Here is an 18289-nt window from a genome sequence, read left to right on the forward strand (position 1 = left end):
CCTACCGGGGGCACAGTCCCTCAGTCCCTCCTCCACGGTGGCTAGGGATAGCGCATGGGGCCGGGGGAGATCGGGGGTAAGTTGGGGGTGGGCGGTGGCTGGCTAGGGGGCTGAGTCGGCAGTGAAATCGGTGGATAGTGGGGTGGCTGCGGTTGCGGAATGATGAGCGTGGGAATGGACAGGATGGGAGGCACCACGGGCAGCCCAGGATAGAGCCGCTGGAACGTGCGCTGGAGATCGCTAATACCGGGAAGTTCGGTGCTGAAGTCCTGAATCAGTGGCCCTTCCACGAACTGGATAAAGTCCTCCGAGGTGAGGCGGCTGATCATCGCCCTGTTGCCCTCGGCATTGATCAGCACCTGCTGCCCTGCCCCAATCACCAGCACGGTTTCAGGGGTAAAGTCTACTGTCTCCCACAGGGTTGCCTCGCTATCGTTGCTGGGGGGGCTAGGGATCTGACCCAGGTTGAGGGCGGGGGTGACGGGGGGCGGGATGGCAGGCCGATCAGAATCTAGGGATTGCTTGGTTCTGTCTGCTGACCAGACTACCCATAGGCTATCGGGGTAAACCTCTGTGGTGTCAGGTTCAAATTCGGCGGGATCGGACTCGGCAGGATTGGACTCAGTAGGATCGGACTCGGCGGGATCATAATCAGGGCGGTCTAGGTTGTCCTCGGCATCCTGGAGGAGATCCCTATTGCCCCGCTGTCCTACCCACACTTCGCCCTCAAATACCTTAATTAGGGTTTCTCTATCCTCGTTCACCTCCAGGGTATAGAGCGTGCCGCGCACCCCAGCCATGGTGGTGGTCGAGCAGCCATTGAGGGTGCCATTGACCAGCAGCATTCCTCGGCTGAGTTCGGCGCAGGGGCCTACCATCAGGCTAGAGTGATGGGCCAACCGGGCCACAGCTCCCGTATTAAACCGCAGCGACGTGCGAGCCAACTGGGTGCGGACTCGCTGCCGATTCTGGGCCACGCTATTAACGGTGGCCTGTCGATTTTGAATGAAGACCTGATCGCTATCCAGCACCTCCGTGATGGTGGCGTCAGAGACCGTTTGGCCCCAGGCGGCAAAACGGGGCAGCGCCAGAACTCCATGGCCCAAAAGGGCGCAACTGACCACCGCCAGCAGCCGTCGGCTAGCCGACCGCCTAGGCCGTGAGGTGGACGCTGTGACTGGCCTGATGCCAGCCCAGGGGCGAGGGGAGGACAGCATCGGGGACACCTATGGAAAGGCTATATCTCTATGATCCGCCTTGTTTTGGCAGAGTTCCATCGGTGGCACAAATCTTCATCCCCACCTTCAATGGCCCCTGCCGCCATCTCTAGGCAGAATCCGGGGATAGCGTCTAATCCGAATAATCCGAAAGCCGAATCACAAACTCCTTATAGATAGAATGGCTAAATTAAACTTAAATTTGGCTCCGGGTTTCGACTGCGCTCAACCCTCCTGCTGCTTGGCGTGAGAGCATTGAGCAAAATCGAAATGCGTTTTTTGGATTCTGGCGGTTAGCCTATGCCCTGGTTTGTCAAAATCGAGAAAGGTATTGTCGATAAGTCCACCTTCGACCAACAGGTTCCAGCCCATGGGGCCTACGTCAAAGATCTCATTGCCCAAGGCCACCAAGCCAAAACAGGCTACTGGGCCGAATACGGCGGCGGGATGCTGCTGTTTTGGGCGGCATCTAGGGCAGAGGCGGAGGGGATTGTGGCCGCCGATCCGTTGATTGTGCATGGCTGCGTTACCTACGAGCTGCATGAGTGGCGCATTGTGGTGGAATAACCCAAGCTAGGTAAGGTGCAGGGGGAACCTACCCCACGGGGGCGACGTCTGGGAGAGGCGGTGCCGTGGGACGGAAGACCAGCCGAGGTAGAGAGACAGGGGATTAACAGGTCAACTCATGGGGCAGGCGGTGATGGTGAAGGCAGGTTGGCGGGTGGTGATGACCCTAGCGACGGGGATGGCCTTGCTAGGAGCGGTGGCTTGTAGCCCCCTGGGCCTAGGGGAGAGCGCTACCCCCCCAGCGGAGGCTGACGTTGCCCCAGTATCGCGTGATCCCAACACCCTGCGGCTGCTCTACGGACGTTCCGTCGTCACCCTCAACCCCCACCTAGCCACGGGCTACCAAGATTTTGAGGCGGCTCGCCTGAGCTACGAACCCCTCGCTAGCCACAACCAAGCGGGCGAATTGATTCCCTTTTTGGCGGCGGAGATTCCCACCGAGGACAACGGAGGGCTATCTGAGGACGGCACTAGCGTGATCTGGACTCTGCGCCGGGATGTTACCTGGGCCGATGGCGAACCCTTCACCGCCGAGGATGTAGTGTTTACCTTTGATTTCATCCGCAACCCGGAGGTGTCTGCTGCCACCGCCCAGTTTTACGACAAGGTGGAATCGGTAGAGGCACTGGATGATCATCGAGTCAAAATCACCTTCTCCAGCCCCACCCCCGCCTGGGATGTTCCCTTCACCGGGCAGACGGGGATGATTTTGCCCCAGCATCACTACGCCGACTACAACGGCCTCAATGCCCGCGAAGCTCCGGCCAACCGCCAGCCCGTCGGCACTGGCCCCTACCAAGCCATCGGCTTTGAACCGGGCACCGTCATCTATGAAGCCAACCCCAACCATTGGGATGGCCGTCCGGCCTTTCGGCGGGTAGAACTTCAGGGCGGTATGGCTCCCTACGCAGCAGCGCGAGAGGTGCTGCAACGGGGCAGCGCCGACTTTGCCAACAACCTTCAGGTGGAAGCTGACGCCCTCGCCGCCCTCAAGCCCAACGCCCTAGGCGAGGTCTCCTATCTGTTCGGCTCCCAGGTCGAGCGAATTATGGTGAACTTTGCCAATCCCTTTGTTCGCACCGAGGCGGGGGAGCAGGCCAGTCCCCAAGTGCCCCACCCCTACTTCAGCGACTGGCGGGTACGGCAAGCCATCAACCTGGCTATCGACCGAGACACCATCGCGAAGGAACTCTATGGCCCCGCCGGAAAGCCCACCGCCCAGCTTTTGGTGGCCCCAGAGGAGTACCGAATTCCTGACCTAGCCTACGAATACAACCTGGTGAAGGCCAAGCTGCTGCTAGAGCAGGCGGGCTGGGTCGATTCTGACGGCGATGGCGTTCGTGACCGCAACGGCGTTCCCCTGGAGGTGTTGTTTCAGGCATCGGTGAACCCCGTGCGCCAGCGTACCCAAACCATCGTGGCCGACAGCCTGAAGGAACTGGGCGTGGGGGTGCAAATTTCCCGCGTGCGGGTGGATGAGTTCTTCTCGGCCAACCCTGAGCATACCAACAGCCTCAACCACTTCTATGCCGATATGCAGATTTACTCCATCGGCAACGAGAGCCCCGATCCCACCACCTACCTGAGCTGGTGGAGCTGCGACAAAATTGCTTCTATGGCCAACCAGTGGCAAGAACCCAACAACGCCCGCTACTGCAATCCTGAATACGACCGCCTGCTAGCCGAGGCCAGGGCCGAACTCGATCCCGACCAACGGGCCGCCCTGTTTCGGCAGATGAATGAAGTCCTCACCACCGACGTGGCCGTGATTCCTGTTGTGCATCGGGCCTTGGTGAACGCGGTGTCTAACCGCCTTGCCCCCGTGGAGTTTACCCCCTGGGACGCCAGCACCTGGAACATCAAAGACTGGGCCCTAGCCCCCGCTGAGCCCTCGGCGACCTCATCCGCCAACTAGCCCTTAGCCCATCGCTCCTAGACTGGGGCATCCCGGCGAGGGTTGGTCATGCCCTATGGAAATTACCCCAACAGCACCGGAGCAATTCCCTTCGGAAATGGCTGGGAATCGGGAGATGTTCTATAGGATGGGGACAGTGGTAGAGCGTTCAGCCAAGGGGAGCGTGATGGAGCCAGCGGGACAGAGAAATCAACGGCTGGGGGGGCGCTATCGCCTTTTGCGGCAAATTAACGGCGGCGGCTTTGGCCCTACGTACCTGGCGGAGGATACCCACCGCTTTCAAGAACTGTGCGTGCTGCGGGAGTTTAACCCCCAGGTGCAGGGGAAAGCAGCGCTGGATCAGGCCCAACTGCTGTTTGAGCGCGAAGCTAGCCTGCTCTATCAGTTGGATCATCCCCAAATTCCCCGGTTTCGGGAACTGCTGCGGGAGGAGAATCGGCTGTTTTTGGTGCAGGACTATGTGGAAGGCCCCACCTATCGCCAGGTGTTGGCCCGTCGGCAGGCCCAGGGGGGGCAGCTTTCCGCCGCCGAAGTGACACAGCTTTTGGCCCAGGTGTTGCCCGTCTTGCAATATCTGCACGGGTTGGGCATGGTTCACCGCGACATTTCCCCGGACAACCTGGTGCAGCGCAACGCCGATGGTCGCCCGGTACTGATCGACTTTGGCAGCGTTAAGCAACTGCTGGTGAATGTGCGGCACCAGATGGGGGTGCCCCAGCCCTACCTGTCTCCCAGCGGCACCCTAACCCGCCTAGGCCATGCCGGGTACATTCCTGAAACCCAGGAAAAGACCGGAATCGTCAGCCCGACGGACGACCTCTATGCCCTAGGCATGACGGCCCTGGTGCTGCTGACGGGCAAAGAGCCCAGCGAACTCTATGATGAGCGCAAGCAAGCCTGGATCTGGCCCGAACACATCGACATTCCAGATCGGCTGCGGCAAACCCTAGAGCAGATGGTGGCCAAGGATTTGGCCCAGCGGCCCACCTCGGCGACCCAGGTGATGGCGATGCTCAATGTGGCCAACCCCTACGACCTCTCTGCCGCCGATGGGGCCACCCTGCCGATTCGGATGCAGCCCCTAGTGCCACCACCACCCGATTTGCCCCCGCCCTCGACCGTGGTTGCGCCGCCCCCCCGTCGTTTTCTCCGGCCCCTCAGTCCGCCGCCCACTCCGGTCTATCCCCCTCCCGGCGGCGTTCAGGGAACTGCGGACGCCCATCCTCCTAACCTCAACAACTCTGGCCCCGTCTATCCCAGCCCGGTCTATCCCGACCCGACCTACCGTGTGCCACCCCAACGCGCGCCCATTCTGTCGCAAAAGTCTGGCCAAGCTGGAGGTTGGCTGGCGTTGGCTGGAATCGCCCTCGTGCTGGGCATGGCGGCAGGGCTAGGCTGGTGGCTCGATCCCTTCGGTTGGCGAGAACCAGAGGTAGCGGATACGGGCGGCAACGGCGGCACAAGCTCCAACCTCAGTGAGGCGGAGCAGGCCCGCAAACAGGCGATTCGCGACCGGGCTACGGCCCTAGGGGTGAACTGGGCTTACCTCGTCAGCCTCACCGATCAATTTTTCTTTGAGCAAAACCCCACCTTGCAGGGCACCCAGCTCACCGACCAACCCCAAGACGCCCCCCTGCGGGAGGAATGGGACGCCCTTGCCACCGCCCACCTCGACCGCATCGAAACCCACCTCAGCCCAGAGGCCAGGGGCAAACTGGGGCGCTATAACCCCGCCGACCAAGACCGCTGGCAGCGCCAGGTCAACGAGCGCTACGTCAGCCGCAAAGCCCTGGAGGACTTAACCAACGCCCGGTTCCAGTCGATTTTTCCAGGACGCGCCCAGGCGGGTTTTGTGGAAACCCCGGTGGATCAATTTCGGCTGGCCTTGGCCCAAGATCGCGTCACTGCCATTACCAGCGGCGAGGCATTGACGGAAATCCGCTTTGAACCAGGCCGCTTTGACCACCAGGCGTCGGGCAACCTCGCCCCCGGTGATGGCCAGATCTACATCCTCAACCTGCGCCAGGGCCAACTGATGCGGGTCAATCTCCAAGCTCCACCCGACGACGCCCGTCTCTCAATCTACGTCCCCATCCCCACGCCGGAACTACCCTATATCCTGGCTAGCGCCGCCCAAACCACCTGGGCCGGAGAACTGCCCCAGTCGGGCTATTACGAAATTGTGGTGACGTCCCAAACTGGGGAACCCACTAACTTCAACCTCACGGTGGGGGTAGATAATGTGACCGACGCCGCCCCCGACCCACCCCCCGCCAAGACCCAGTGATGCGTCCACCCTAGAACAACCGCCAAGACGGCTGTTCTACATTGCTGTTCTACATTAGGGTTGTGATCCTGACTGACAAAAGATTCTGCGTCGGGTGCGAAAACCGCGCCCTTACAGGCTTAAATTCACGTAGGGATCAGGTCTCCTGATCCTTTGGCAGATATGGGTTCTAGCAAGTTTTGTCAGTCCACCAGGTTGTGATCTACTAAAGGGTTTTCTGGGAAAAAGCAGCGTCTACTCACGGATCACCTAGGATCGCTATAGAGAAGCAAAGATAATTAGTCGGGAAGGGAGGGCCGCATGGCCGATGAGAGTAAAGGGTTTAAGATTGTTAGCGACAACCGCCAAGCCCGCCACGAGTATGAAATTCTCGAAACCTACGAAGCGGGGATTGAACTGCTGGGTTCTGAGGTGAAGTCTATTCGCCAGGGCAAGGTGAACCTGCGGGACGGCTTTGCCCAGCTTAAGGATGGGGAACTGTGGCTTCAGAACATCCACATTTCGCCCCACACCATGACCAACAAAGCCTACAACCACGAGGCCAAACGCCCCCGACGGCTGTTGATGCACCGCGACGAAATCCGCAAGCTGATCGGTAAAGTGGAACAAAAGGGCCTGACCCTGGTGCCGCTGAAAATGTACCTAAAGGGCGGCTGGATTAAGGTCAGCATTGCCCTGGCACGAGGCAAAAAGCTCCACGACAAACGGGAATCCCTCAAGCGCAAGCAGGAGAAACGGGAGACGGATCGCGCCCTCAGTAGTCGGGGGTAGGCTCTTTATCGTCCGAGGTTGCCCTCACCCCCAGCCCCTCTCCCTCCTGGGAGAGGGGAGCCGGAAAGTGTTGCAAAGTCCCTCTCCCGTGGGGAGAGGGATTTAGGGTGAGGGCCACTTCGGACACTAGGGTACGGAGTTTTACCGAGCCGGGATGAAGCTGGGGGCCACATCCACCGGACGGTAGCCAGCGGCAATGCACAGGGCCATGGAGTCGGTGGTGGCGATTTCGGCGACGAGGGCGGTGTCAATCACGCAGTCGGCATAGCGCACGGGCAGAATGCTGCGGTGGCAGTGGTTCAGTACGGCGGCGGAGTTGGGTACGTCCAAAAACCCGTGGATATCCACCACGCAGGAGGCCACTTCCAGAGGCCGACGATCTCGACTACAGGCGGCGAGGGCAGCTTCGGCACTGAGTTCGGTAACAGCCGTGACATCAAAGACGCAACTGGAGACCTGTTCGGGCCGGAGGGCACTGGCGCAGGCGGAGGCTACGGCTTCGGCAGAAAGCCCGACTTCTAGCAAATCCGTCACGCATTGGCCATAGTTATAGTCAATGGCTAACCCAGGAGATGCCAAGGCTAACGGGGCCAGAACTGCGCTAAACAGGGTAAACGGTAGCGTAAGGTACGGGCTGAGGGACTTAAACACAGGATGATGAACCATAACAGAACGTTAAGGGTTATATCGCTTAATTAACGGCTGTAATCAAGCGTTACCCAGTGCGGATCAAGATAGTCAGTAAACACCATGGGATCGCTTCACCACGAGAGTCTTCCTGGCTGGGGTTGCCCATGGGGCCAGATTCTAGACGCCGAATCTTCTACAGTGAAGATAGCAGGAAAAGTCCATTGCGTGACCCAGAGGTTAATTTAGTATGCGCCTGAGTGATGTAACCCATCCCAACCAACTGCACGGTCTAACGATTCGGCAGCTTGAGGATATTGCCCGTCAAATTCGCGAAAAGCACCTGGAAACCGTGGCCGCCAGTGGTGGGCACCTGGGGCCGGGGCTGGGCGTGGTAGAGCTCACCCTGGCGCTGTACCAAACCCTGGATCTCGACCATGACAAGGTGGTGTGGGACGTGGGCCACCAGGCCTATCCCCACAAGCTGATCACCGGGCGCTTCCACGATTTCCACACCCTGCGCCAGAAGGATGGGGTGGCGGGCTACCTGAAGCGCAGCGAGAACCAGTTTGACCACTTTGGGGCAGGCCACGCCTCCACCAGTATTTCCGCCGCTTTGGGGATGGCCCTGGCGCGGGATATGGCGGGCGAGAACTACAAAGTGGCGGCGATTATTGGCGACGGTGCGCTCACTGGCGGCATGGCCCTGGAGGCCATCAACCATGCGGGCCACCTGCCCCATACCAACCTGCTGGTGGTGCTGAACGACAACGAAATGTCGATTTCCCCCAACGTGGGCGCGATTCCCCGCTACCTCAACAAAATGCGGATTAGCCCCCCGGTGCAGTTCCTCACCGACAACCTGGAGGAGCAGTTCAAGCACCTGCCCTTCCTGGGCGATTCCCTCTCGCCGGAACTGGATCGGGTCAAAGAAGGCATGAAGCGCCTCGCGGTGCCCAAGGTGGGGGCGGTGTTTGAGGAACTGGGCTTTTTGTACATGGGGCCTGTGGATGGCCACAATCTGCAAGAGCTGATCACCACCTTCAAGGAAGCCCACAAGCACACGGGGCCAGTGTTGGTGCATGTGTCTACCACCAAGGGCAAGGGCTACGCCATCGCCGAAAAAGACCAGGTTGGCTACCATGCCCAATCCCCCTTCAACCTGGCCACGGGTAAGGGGATTCCCTCCACCAAACCCAAGCCCCCCAGCTACTCCAAGGTGTTCGCCGAAACCCTGATCACCCTGGCGGAAAACGACCCCAAGATTGTGGGCATCACCGCCGCCATGGCCACGGGCACGGGGTTAGACAAGCTCCAGCAAGCCCTCCCCAAGCAATACATCGATGTGGGCATTGCCGAACAGCACGCCGTTACCCTGGCCGCTGGTCTGGCCTGCGAAGGAGCGCGTCCCGTCGTGGCGATCTACTCCACTTTCTTGCAGCGGGGGTTTGACCAGATCGTTCATGATGTCTGCATCCAAAAGCTACCCGTGTTCTTCTGCCTAGACCGGGCCGGGATTGTCGGTGCCGATGGCCCCACCCACCAAGGCATGTACGACATCGCCTACCTGCGCTGCATCCCCAACCTGGTGCTGATGGCTCCCAAGGACGAAGCCGAACTGCAACGGATGATGGTGACGGGCATCAACTACACCGAGGGGGCCATTGCTATGCGCTACCCTCGCGGCAACGGCTACGGCGCACCGCTGATGGAAGAGGGCTGGGAACCCCTGCCCATCGGCAAGGCGGAAGTGCTGCGCCAGGGCGACGATGTGCTGCTGTTGGGCTACGGCTCCATGGTGTATCCCGCCATGCAAACCGCCGAAATCCTCAGCGAACACGGTATCGAAGCTACGGTGGTGAACGCCCGCTTCGCCAAGCCGTTGGATGAGGAGCTGATTCTGCCCCTGGCCAAGCAAATTGGCAAGGTTGTCACCTTTGAGGAAGGCTGTCTGATGGGCGGATTTGGCTCCGCCGTAGCCGAGTCGATTCTGGATGCCCAGGTGCCCGCCTCCGTGCTGCGGATTGGGGTGCCTGATATTCTGGTCGATCACGCCACCCCCGATCAGTCTAAGGTCGCCCTGGGGCTCACCCCGTCCCAAATGGCCGAGCGCATCCTCAGCACCTTCAAGGTGGAAAAGCCTGCCCTAGCGGTGTAATCAACCGTTTGGTGTAAGGCCAAGCAGCCAGATCCCCGTCGCTGAAACCAGCAACGGGGATTTTTTAGCAGGCTGAACACCATCTGGTTGACTGACCAACGTTGGTTGAAAGCCGAATGGAAAACTCCCTATATCCATTAAGGTTTTTCTGGTTGAGGAGGCTACACCAACGATAAGCTCAGCCTAGGCGGAATCGGTTTTTCAATCGGGGGTACATAACCGGGGTTGGCCATGAAAAGCGCTGCTGTAGGAGAACTTTGACCCTGTGGCAATCAATCTACGTCCTCGCCGATCAGTAGAATGGCTAAATTAAAATTAAGTTTGGCTCCGGGTTTCGACTTCGCTCAACCCTCCTGCTGCCTTGCGTGGGGGCATTGAGCGAAGTTGAAAGGCGTTTTACCCATAATTATGACCCCTTACTTATCGTCAGTCTGAAAAATTCAGGTTGACATTTTATCGGATAAATTTGTCGGATAAATATATTCAGATAAGCCTCAACATCGACGGCCTTTAGTATTTTCCCTGAATCGTATTTTCTGCATGGTTCAGAGAATTATCTCGGACGCTAGATGGGAGTTTCATCGCTGAATTGCGGCCCTGTCGTTCTCATCTGGTGTCTAAAAATAATCTGTATACTAGCTGAATCACTCAACCAACCCCTTGTTATGTCCCTGCGCCAAACGCCTCTCTATTCTCGCTGCATAGACCTCAAAGCCCGGATGACCGAGTTTGCTGGCTGGGAAATGCCCGTGCAGTTTGGCGGCATCAAGCAGGAACATGAGGCAGTTCGCACCCGGGCAGGCTTGTTTGACATTTCTCACATGGGCAAGATGCTGTTTCGAGGCAATGGAGCCCTAGCGGCACTGCAACGGTTGGTGCCCTCCTACCTAGGCCGCCTCACTCCCGGCAAAGCCCAATATACGGTGCTGCTGAACCCCCAGGGCGGCATTATTGATGACCTGATTATCTACCTGAAGGATCGGGATGCATCGGGCGTAGAACAGGTGTTTACCATCGTCAACGCCGCCACTACTGAAAAAGATAAAGCCTGGTTTCAGGCACATCTCGCCGAAAGCGGGGTAGAACTGGTGGATCAGTCCAGCGCCTTTGCGCTGCTGTCGGTGCAGGGGCCAAAGGCCGCCGAGTTGCTGCAAACCTGTGTGGCCGAAAATTTGTCTGCGGTGGAGCGTTTTGGTCACTTGGACGGAACGGTATTGGGCAAACCCGCCTTCCTTGCCCGCACCGGGTACACCGGAGAAGATGGCTTTGAGATTATGCTCGACCCTGCCACCGCCGGAGACCTGTGGGATACCCTGCTGGCGGCGGGCGTGGCTCCCTGTGGTCTGGGTGCTCGCGATACCCTGCGCCTAGAAGCCGCCATGGCCCTCTACGGCCAAGATATTAACGACACCACGAGCCCCCTAGAAGCTGGGCTGGGCTGGCTGGTGCATTGGGACGAAGCGGGTGACTTTGTCGGGCGATCCGTCCTAGAGGCACAAAAATCCGGGGGAGTGTCCCGCCGATTAGTGGGTCTGGCCTTATCCGAACGCCACATTGCCCGCCACGATTACCCTGTCCTCCACGAGGGCGAACCCGTTGGCATCGTCACCAGCGGCACCCTCTCTCCCACCCTCAATACGCCCATTGCCTTGGCCTACGTTCCTAGTCATCTGGCTAAGGTTGGGCAGACCCTAGCCGTAGATATTCGTGGACAACAGCGCCCCGCCCAAGTGGTCAAGCGTCCTTTCTATAAGCCCCAGTCCTAGGGTCTTGATCTTCGTCGGGTATGGGGGTGTGAATAGATCGTTACCCTTAGACCTTAGTGCCTCTGCTAGCGCTGGCTTGGCCTAGCAGTGCCTAAATTGCGCTGCGCGACGAGGGACGCAGACATGGCTTGGTACAAGGAATCTCGACCTTGGTTTGTACCCGGTCACGCTTGAGGTTGAGGCATCACCTCTGGAGGCTTACCGTATCTCTAGTTTATCCTGTCTCCGAGATAACACTGTCTCGGAGATAACATTTGGCCCAGAGATCGCATAAGCTTAGGGTATGCGTCCCAAGGTAGCCTTCCGGTGAATGCCTTGTTTAGGATCGTCCCCCTCACGCTTAGATCACTGTTATGGCCGTGAGTCTCGATATTCCCCCGCCCCCTCCCCTGAGCCGCGTTAAGCTGTTAGAAGGCCAAGGTAATGCCCTCTATGCCGCCGGACGCTACAGCGAAGCCCTGACTCGGTTTGAGGAGTGTCTAGCGCTTCAGCCCAATCGCCCCGAAGTTTGGACGCTCCATGGCTTTTGTTTAACTGCCCTAAAACGCTTTGAGGATTCTCTCCATAGCTTTGACCGAGCGGTGGCTCTAGATTCGGACTGTGCCTTAGCATGGCACGGTAAGGGCCATGCCCTGGGCAAACTCAGCCGTTTTGAGGATGCCACCCTGCACCTGCAAGAGGCGCTACGAATCAATCCTGCTGATAGCAAAGCTTGGTACAACCTAGGGACGGCCCAAAATCAGCTGCGGCAGTACGATCCAGCCATTGTCAGCTTTGGGCAGAGTCTGAAGCTCAACCCTAACGACCACCGTGCCCGATACAACCAAGGGGTAGCGCTCTGTGGCTTGCACCGCTACGAAGAAGCCCTAGACACCCTGCGGCAAGCCCTGGCCCTCAAGCCGACGGCCCACTACATCTGGAACCAGTGCGGCACGGCTTTAATCCAACTAGGTCGCTACGCCGAGGCCCGCGCCGCCTTCGATACGTCCCTGCGCCACCACGCTGATAATCCCAATGCCTGGTACGGCAAGGCCCGTGCCTACGCCATGGCGGGCGATTTAGAGCAGACCCTTCAGAGCCTCTATCGCACCTTTGTGCTTAGCCCCTACGTCTATAAGGTCATGGTGCAGATCGACGCCCACTTTGACGGTCTGCGAGACGATCCCCAATTTCAAAAACTGATCGACTGACATAGATTGGCTGAAGCGGCTTAATTTATGTCCCCAAGCGAACCCCAAACGGGCCATCTACGGTATCCTTTAGCAGATTCTCCCTGACCCTGCGGTGCGGATATTCATGGAAAAGCTGCCTAGGCCATCGTTGTTTGTGCTGTCGCTGATTGGAGCCTTGGCTGTGGGGCCGAGCCTGGAGGGGGTCTGGCAGGGTGAGGAGATCAGGGCCACCGTAGGGTTTCCTCTGCCCCTGGCCGAGGCGTCATCCATGGCCCAGGCTCCGGCCCCCCCACCCCCCACCTCGGAGATCGCCGCAGCCCCCCCTGTCTTAGCCCTATCGCCGGATGGACAGTACCTCGTGCGGGGCACCGCAACCGGGGATCTGGTATGGCTTGATGATCAGGGGCAGGCCACGGCCCAAACCGTAGCCCAGGCCCACCGAGGGGCCGTGCTGGCGGTGGTCATTAGCCGCGACGGGCAAACGGTGATCTCCGCCGGAGCCGATGGGGCCGTGCGCCGCTGGGATCGCCAAGGTAATGCCCTAGGGGAGGCCATCCTCAGCCAAGGGAGCCCCCTGACAGCCCTGGCCCTCAGCCCCGATGGCCAAGGGTTAATCGCAGGGCGGGCTGATGGCTTAGTGGAGCCATGGTCGCTGGCGACGGGGACAGCCCAGGGGGATCCGGTCGCCGCCCACGCAGCGGCCATCCAGTCCCTCGACTATATGAGTGGTGGCCAAAACTGGGTCAGTGGTAGCCAAGACGGCAGCTTAGCCCTATGGAATGCGGACGGTAGTCCAGCAGGACGCATTCCATCGGCCCACGGTGGCGGAGTCAGCCAGGTGGTCAGCAGCCCCGATGGCCAAGGGATAGTGTCTGCCGGGGGAGATGGCACCCTGCGATTTTGGGATCGCGTCACCTTCCAACCGCGCGGGGAGACCCTAGCGGCCCATGGGGCTCCCATTCGCGCCGTCGCCTACAGCCCCGATAGCCGCACCTTAGCTACTGCCGCTGCCGATGGCAGTTTGCGCCTGTGGAACATCGACGGCACCAGTCGCTGGTCTGAGCCTGTAATGCTAGACAGCGAGCCTCGTTTCCTTGGGTTCACCCCAGCGGGAGATTTAGTCGTTGGCACCGTGGATGGTCGCGTGGAGCGCCGTGGCCCCCAGGGCAATGTCGTGGCGTTAACCCGCGCCCAGGCACCCTCCTCTGAAGATCCTGTCCTCAGCCCGCCCGATGGGTTTAGTGCTCTCCAAAACCTGCCCCAAAACACCTGGTGGATTTTAGCTGCTGTTCCGGCCCTGCTGATTTTGGCAGGAGCTGTGGGGGCGCTGCTGGGGGGGCGTTCCCCGGAGGAGGAAACGGCGGCGGCAGGGGCCGAGGAGACCGACCTTGGCCCTGAGCCTAGAGCCCATGAAACCGACGAAGCCGACGAAGCCGACGAAGCCAAAGGAACAGCGGCGGATCTAGACCCGCGCAACTACCACAATGCAGCAATGGAAGCGGGAATTGGAGAAGCCGATGCTTCTGAAGGGGTGGCCTCGCGCTCAGTTCAGCCGCTCGCTAACCCAACGGATGCCCAACCGCCCGCCCTGCCACCCGAAGCCGACCTAAGCTGGGACTGGGCCGAGACAACCCCCACCAAGGCCACGTCTCTACAGGCCGACCCCGCCAACCCATTGCCTCCCGAAGCCAGTCTCGTGGCTGATCGCAGCACCAACCCCCAGCCCCCGGCCAACAAGCTAGAACAGGCGCGGGCGGATCTGGCTGGAGGGCGTCAGCAGCTGCGGGCAGGCCAGTATGAGGCGGCTCTTTTATGCTTTAACAGCGCCATTGAGGCCACCGAGGTGGAGCGCCTCAAAGCCGAAGCTCTGAGTACACCCATGGGTGGGATTAACGCCCTGGCCACCCAGGCCCAAACCCAGCGGGGCCATGCCCTGGGGCTCTTGGATCAACCCAGCGAAGCCATGGAGAGCTATAACACGGCCCTGGGGCTGGATAGTGCGGCCCTAGAAGCCTGGGTAGGCAAGGGCCGACTGTTGATGGCCCTGGGGCGCTACGAGGAGGCACTCTTCTGCTTTGATAGCGCCCTAGAACTAGACAGCAGCCTGGGGCCAGCCTGGGCCGGAAAAGGGCAAGCCCTCCTGCGCCTAGGCCGCCATGCCGAAGGCCAAACCTGTCACCACCGCGCCATTGCCCTGGGTTTGGAAAGCCTGGGGCCACTGCCGCCCTACCCCACCCTCGATCCTGACACCGGGCGGGCTTCCGATGACGCGGCGATGGCGACCATCAATGACCCGGTTTTTCCCCTAGAGCCTTTGGTTGCCGCTCCTAGCCATGGCGATCCCGACGTTCCCCTGGCCCTTCAGCAGGTGGTGATGGGGTTGCCCTCCGCTGACACCGACCTAGCCTATGCCTTCCCCAGCGACTATGGAGTACCACCAGAGCTGATGGCCGACGTGGCCGATTTACCCAGTCAGGCGGAAAACAGCGTGGAAGCACCCACTTGGCCATCCACCTCGGCGGAGCCCAGCCCCCTGTCTCAGGATTTGGGAACAGCGCCTTGGGTGGAGCCTATCCCTGAGGATCGGGAGGCTGAAGATAGCCCAACCGTGAAAGAGGTAGATCCCAGTCATGCTTCGGATCTTTCGGTGGAGAACCGCTGGAACCCAGACCAGGGATGGCCCACCCCCAAGGCCACCGCCCTTGATCCGTCGGCCCTAGATACCCCTAGCGGATCTCGATCAATCTCATCGGGAGCCGCTGTGTCCCCGTCCGCCGAAGCAGCCCCAGGGAATTGGCCAGGGAATTGGGGGGCGTCCTGGGCCGCAGAGGCGTCCGCAGAGTTGATTCCCCCGGTCGAGTTTGACGAAAATTGGCCCCAGGATCTGCCCCCAGAGGTGATCGCAGCAATGGCCAGCATTCCTGCTGGGTCGCCCGATGCCTTTGGGCCACTCCCTCCGGTGTCTCCTCCCACCCCTCCTCCGGTAGCCGCTCTCATTCAGAGTGGCATCACGCTGACCCTCGACCGATCCCAGGGGCCGCGCTTCTACGCCCTTTGGCACATTGAGGAGGAAGATCGGATCCAGGCGAAGCAGGCTGGGGGCGAAATCCTGGCGGTGCGCCTCTACGACGTGACCGGACACCCCACCCAAACGCCCCTGCCGCCCCCCGTAGAAGAGCAGCGCTGCCACGACGACTTTGCCCAGGACTGGTATCTAGCCATTCCCCGCTGGAATCGCATCTATCTCGCCGAAATTGGCTACCTCTCCAGCCGTGGACAGTGGCAAGCCTTGGCTCGATCCTCGGAGGTGCCCGCCCTGGCCAACGGCTGAGCGGCATTGGGTTACGTTCCGTTGCGTTGATTGACGGTACTACACCGTTCAGTTAGGTTTGAGGGGCTACGTTTGCCCTTCACTGCCGTAGCCCGAAGCGATATGACGATTCAGTCCACCGATTTTTGGAAAAAGCCCAGCCTATGGATGGCGCTGGTCGCTTTGGTGTTGGTCGGGCTGGGGTCTACCCTGGCCGTGCGCCATCAACTCGCCGTGCGCCAAGCTGCCCAAGAGCGCGCCGCCCTACCCCCGCCTCGCCAGGTAAAGGTGGTGGCCCTGGGGCGCATTGAACCCGCAAGTCGCGTGGTGCAGGTGTCGGCCTCCGAGGCAGGTCGGATTGATCGGCTGATGGTGGCCAAGGGCGACCAGGTAGAGGAAGGGCAGATCGTGGCCTATCTGGATCGCTACGCGGTGCGACGGGCAGAGCGGGATTTGGCCGCCAGCCAACTGGCCGAAGCCCAGGCCCAACTGGCGGCTCAACGCAACCTGGGGCAGGCCCAAGTCCAGGAGGCCAACACCCGTCTGGCCCAGGTGAATGCACCCCAGCAGTCGGCCATTGCGGCCCAGGCGGCGGCGGTGCAAAGCCTCCAAGCCCAGTTAAATGTGGCCGAAATTGACCTAGCCCGCTTCCAGCAGTTGCACCATTCTGGAGCCATTGCCCGTCAAGAACTTGACCGTCAGCAGGCCGCAGTCAACCAACTGCGGGCCGACGTTGCCAATGCCCAGGCCACTCAACAGCGCCTAGAGCAATCTCGTGCCACCGACATGACCAACGCCGAGGCTCAACTGGCGTCAGTGCAGGCCAACACAACCTTGGCCCAACTGCAAAGCCGAGTGGATTCCGCTGCCCAAGCCCTGGCCCTGGCCGAGGCTCAGCTCGCCCTCACGGTGGTGCGCTCTCCCCAGGCAGGGCAGGTGTTGAATGTGCTGGCCTACCCTGGAGAAGCAGTCGCTCCGGGCAGCGGGCCGATTTTGTCCCTGGGGGATACCCGCCAAATGTACGTGGTCTCCGAAGTTTACGAAACGGACATTGGCCGCGTGAACCTGGGCCAGCCCGCCACCGTCACCAGCCGCAACGGAGCTTTTCCCGGCACCCTCACCGGAACTGTAGAGGAAATCGGCCTCCAAATTGCCAAAAACGACGTGATTGACGATGACCCCGCCGCCAATGCCGATGCTCGCGTCGTCGAAGTCCGCGTCCGCCTCGACCAAAGCGAGGTCGTCGCCGCTCTCACAAATCTTCAGGTGGATGTGGCCATTGATATTGAGTAGCGCCCTATGCCCCCCAAGTCCAACGCCAAGCCAACCCGTCGGCCCCGATTGTCGCCGCCTCGGCACATTCCCCTAGCCTGGTACAACCTGCGCCACGACCGGGCTAGGCTCTTTGTGGCCGTGGCAGGCGTCACCTTTGCGGTGCTGCTCATGTTCATGAATTTGGGCTTTCTGGGAGCCTTGGTGAACACCACCTCTAACTTCTACGACCAGTTCAATGCCGACATTGTGCTGATGTCACCCCAATCGCTGGAAATTAGCACCACTAAAGCCTTCCCCCGTGAACGCCTCTACCAAGCCGCTGGCATTGAGGGCATAGAGCGGGTAATGCCCCTGTATATGGAATATTCCCTCTGGAAAAATCCCGAAACAAAAATCAGCCGCGCCCTGTTTGTCTACGCCATTAACCCCATGGATCCGGTATTTCTGATGCCGGAACTCAGCACCCCAGAGGGCCGTCGGGCCTTAGAAATTCCCAATTCTACTTTTATTGATCGGCTCTCTCGACCAGAATTTGGCCCCCAAACCCTTGGCCTAGAAACAGAAACCGACCGTCGCCGCATTACCATTGTGGGTCAGTACGATCTAGGTGGGGGCTTTGCCGCCGATGGCACCCTAGTGATGAGTGATCAGAACTTTATGCGATACTTTTCCCCTCGCACCCTAAGTCAGGTAAATATGGGCCTGGTACAGCTCGAACCAGGGGCCGATCCTCAGCGGGTAAAACAGGCAATTTTAGACCGTCTTCCTGCCGACGTAGAAGCCTACACCAAACCAGAAATTATTCGCAAGGAAAGTCAGTTTTGGATTCAAACAACCTCCATTGGCTTTATTTTTGGCCTGGGGGTGCTGATTTCCTTCGTCGTTGGCACCGTGATTGTCTACCAAATTTTGTATACCGACATCCATGAGCATCTACGGGAATATGCCACCCTAAAAGCCATTGGCTACGGAGGAGATTACTTATTTAAAACGGTAATTCAAGAATCTATTATCTTAGCGGTGATGGGCTATGTACCAGGGTTGATACTGTCTCTAGCCCTGTACGAAATGGCGACCCAAGCGACCGCTGGTACGCTACCCCTCAAAATGACCATTTCACGGGTCATCCTCGTCTTCACCCTGACCGGAATGATGTGTGTGATCTCCGGCCTAATTTCGGTTCGCAAAGCTGTCACAGCCGATCCTGCGGAGGTCTTTGCTTAA

12 protein-coding genes are annotated in these 18289 nt (G+C 59.7%); 10 read left to right on the forward strand and 2 right to left on the reverse strand.

The genetic code is table 11. The features are described from left to right. Nucleotides 1-41: 41 nt before the first annotated feature. Nucleotides 42-1217: a hypothetical protein gene (locus tag GFS31_RS10180; RefSeq protein ID WP_198804729.1), complete on the reverse strand. Its 1176-nt coding sequence runs from the start codon at nucleotides 1215-1217 to the stop codon at nucleotides 42-44. A gap of 300 nt (nucleotides 1218-1517) precedes the next feature. On the opposite strand from GFS31_RS10180, the gene GFS31_RS10185 reads away from it, so the two are divergent. The 4 genes from GFS31_RS10185 to smpB all read left to right on the forward strand — a co-directional run bounded on the left by GFS31_RS10185 (nucleotide 1518) and on the right by smpB (nucleotide 6757). Then, nucleotides 1518-1784, forward strand: a complete 267-nt coding sequence (locus GFS31_RS10185; protein WP_198804730.1) for a YciI family protein — start codon at nucleotides 1518-1520, stop codon at nucleotides 1782-1784. A gap of 118 nt (nucleotides 1785-1902) precedes the next feature. Then, entirely contained in the window at nucleotides 1903-3699 is a 1797-nt protein-coding gene (locus GFS31_RS10190) for a peptide ABC transporter substrate-binding protein (protein WP_225907370.1), read from the forward strand. 55 nt (nucleotides 3700-3754) lie between these two features. Next, nucleotides 3755-5986, forward strand: a complete 2232-nt coding sequence (locus tag GFS31_RS10195; protein WP_198804731.1) for a serine/threonine-protein kinase — start codon at nucleotides 3755-3757, stop codon at nucleotides 5984-5986. A gap of 300 nt (nucleotides 5987-6286) precedes the next feature. Then, entirely contained in the window at nucleotides 6287-6757 is a 471-nt protein-coding gene (gene smpB / locus GFS31_RS10200) for an SsrA-binding protein SmpB (protein WP_198804732.1), read from the forward strand. Between the two features lie 141 nt (nucleotides 6758-6898). Here smpB and GFS31_RS10205 read toward each other — a convergent pair whose 3' ends face one another. Then, nucleotides 6899-7423, reverse strand: a complete 525-nt coding sequence (locus GFS31_RS10205; RefSeq protein ID WP_198804733.1) for a hypothetical protein — start codon at nucleotides 7421-7423, stop codon at nucleotides 6899-6901. 211 nt (nucleotides 7424-7634) lie between these two features. Here GFS31_RS10205 and dxs point away from each other — a divergent pair, with 211 nt between their 5' ends. From dxs to devC, 6 genes are all read left to right on the forward strand, one after another. After that, nucleotides 7635-9542, forward strand: a complete 1908-nt coding sequence (gene dxs, locus GFS31_RS10210; protein WP_198804734.1) for a 1-deoxy-D-xylulose-5-phosphate synthase — start codon at nucleotides 7635-7637, stop codon at nucleotides 9540-9542. A gap of 665 nt (nucleotides 9543-10207) precedes the next feature. Further along, nucleotides 10208-11308: a glycine cleavage system aminomethyltransferase GcvT gene (gcvT, locus tag GFS31_RS10215; protein ID WP_198804735.1), complete on the forward strand. Its 1101-nt coding sequence runs from the start codon at nucleotides 10208-10210 to the stop codon at nucleotides 11306-11308. 353 nt (nucleotides 11309-11661) lie between these two features. Continuing rightward, complete coding sequence (locus GFS31_RS10220) at nucleotides 11662-12498, forward strand: tetratricopeptide repeat protein (RefSeq protein WP_198804736.1); 837 nt, start codon at nucleotides 11662-11664, stop codon at nucleotides 12496-12498. A 106-nt stretch (nucleotides 12499-12604) separates the two neighbouring features. Further along, the gene (locus GFS31_RS10225) at nucleotides 12605-15811 is read left to right on the forward strand and encodes a DUF4912 domain-containing protein (RefSeq protein WP_198804737.1); all 3207 of its coding nucleotides are present in this window, start codon (nucleotides 12605-12607) and stop codon (nucleotides 15809-15811) included. A gap of 102 nt (nucleotides 15812-15913) precedes the next feature. Further along, a complete protein-coding gene (locus tag GFS31_RS10230; protein WP_225907371.1) occupies nucleotides 15914-17083 on the forward strand; it encodes an efflux RND transporter periplasmic adaptor subunit in 1170 nt (389 codons plus the stop codon). A 6-nt stretch (nucleotides 17084-17089) separates the two neighbouring features. Beyond that, the gene (devC, locus tag GFS31_RS10235) at nucleotides 17090-18289 is read left to right on the forward strand and encodes an ABC transporter permease DevC (RefSeq protein WP_198804738.1); all 1200 of its coding nucleotides are present in this window, start codon (nucleotides 17090-17092) and stop codon (nucleotides 18287-18289) included.

It is taken from the genome of Leptolyngbya sp. BL0902 (assembly GCF_016403105.1).
Lineage (GTDB): Bacteria > Cyanobacteriota > Cyanobacteriia > Phormidesmidales > Phormidesmidaceae > Nodosilinea.

Coding starts and splice junctions, on each gene's coding strand:
- GFS31_RS10180 (WP_198804729.1), bottom strand. CDS start 1,217: ATGCTGTCCTCCCCTCGCCCCTGGGCTGGCATCAGGCCAGTCACAGCG.
- GFS31_RS10185 (WP_198804730.1), top strand. CDS start 1,518: ATGCCCTGGTTTGTCAAAATCGAGAAAGGTATTGTCGATAAGTCCACC.
- GFS31_RS10190 (WP_225907370.1), top strand. CDS start 1,903: ATGGGGCAGGCGGTGATGGTGAAGGCAGGTTGGCGGGTGGTGATGACC.
- GFS31_RS10195 (WP_198804731.1), top strand. CDS start 3,755: ATGGAAATTACCCCAACAGCACCGGAGCAATTCCCTTCGGAAATGGCT.
- smpB (WP_198804732.1), top strand. CDS start 6,287: ATGGCCGATGAGAGTAAAGGGTTTAAGATTGTTAGCGACAACCGCCAA.
- GFS31_RS10205 (WP_198804733.1), bottom strand. CDS start 7,423: ATGGTTCATCATCCTGTGTTTAAGTCCCTCAGCCCGTACCTTACGCTA.
- dxs (WP_198804734.1), top strand. CDS start 7,635: ATGCGCCTGAGTGATGTAACCCATCCCAACCAACTGCACGGTCTAACG.
- gcvT (WP_198804735.1), top strand. CDS start 10,208: ATGTCCCTGCGCCAAACGCCTCTCTATTCTCGCTGCATAGACCTCAAA.
- GFS31_RS10220 (WP_198804736.1), top strand. CDS start 11,662: ATGGCCGTGAGTCTCGATATTCCCCCGCCCCCTCCCCTGAGCCGCGTT.
- GFS31_RS10225 (WP_198804737.1), top strand. CDS start 12,605: ATGGAAAAGCTGCCTAGGCCATCGTTGTTTGTGCTGTCGCTGATTGGA.
- GFS31_RS10230 (WP_225907371.1), top strand. CDS start 15,914: ATGACGATTCAGTCCACCGATTTTTGGAAAAAGCCCAGCCTATGGATG.
- devC (WP_198804738.1), top strand. CDS start 17,090: ATGCCCCCCAAGTCCAACGCCAAGCCAACCCGTCGGCCCCGATTGTCG.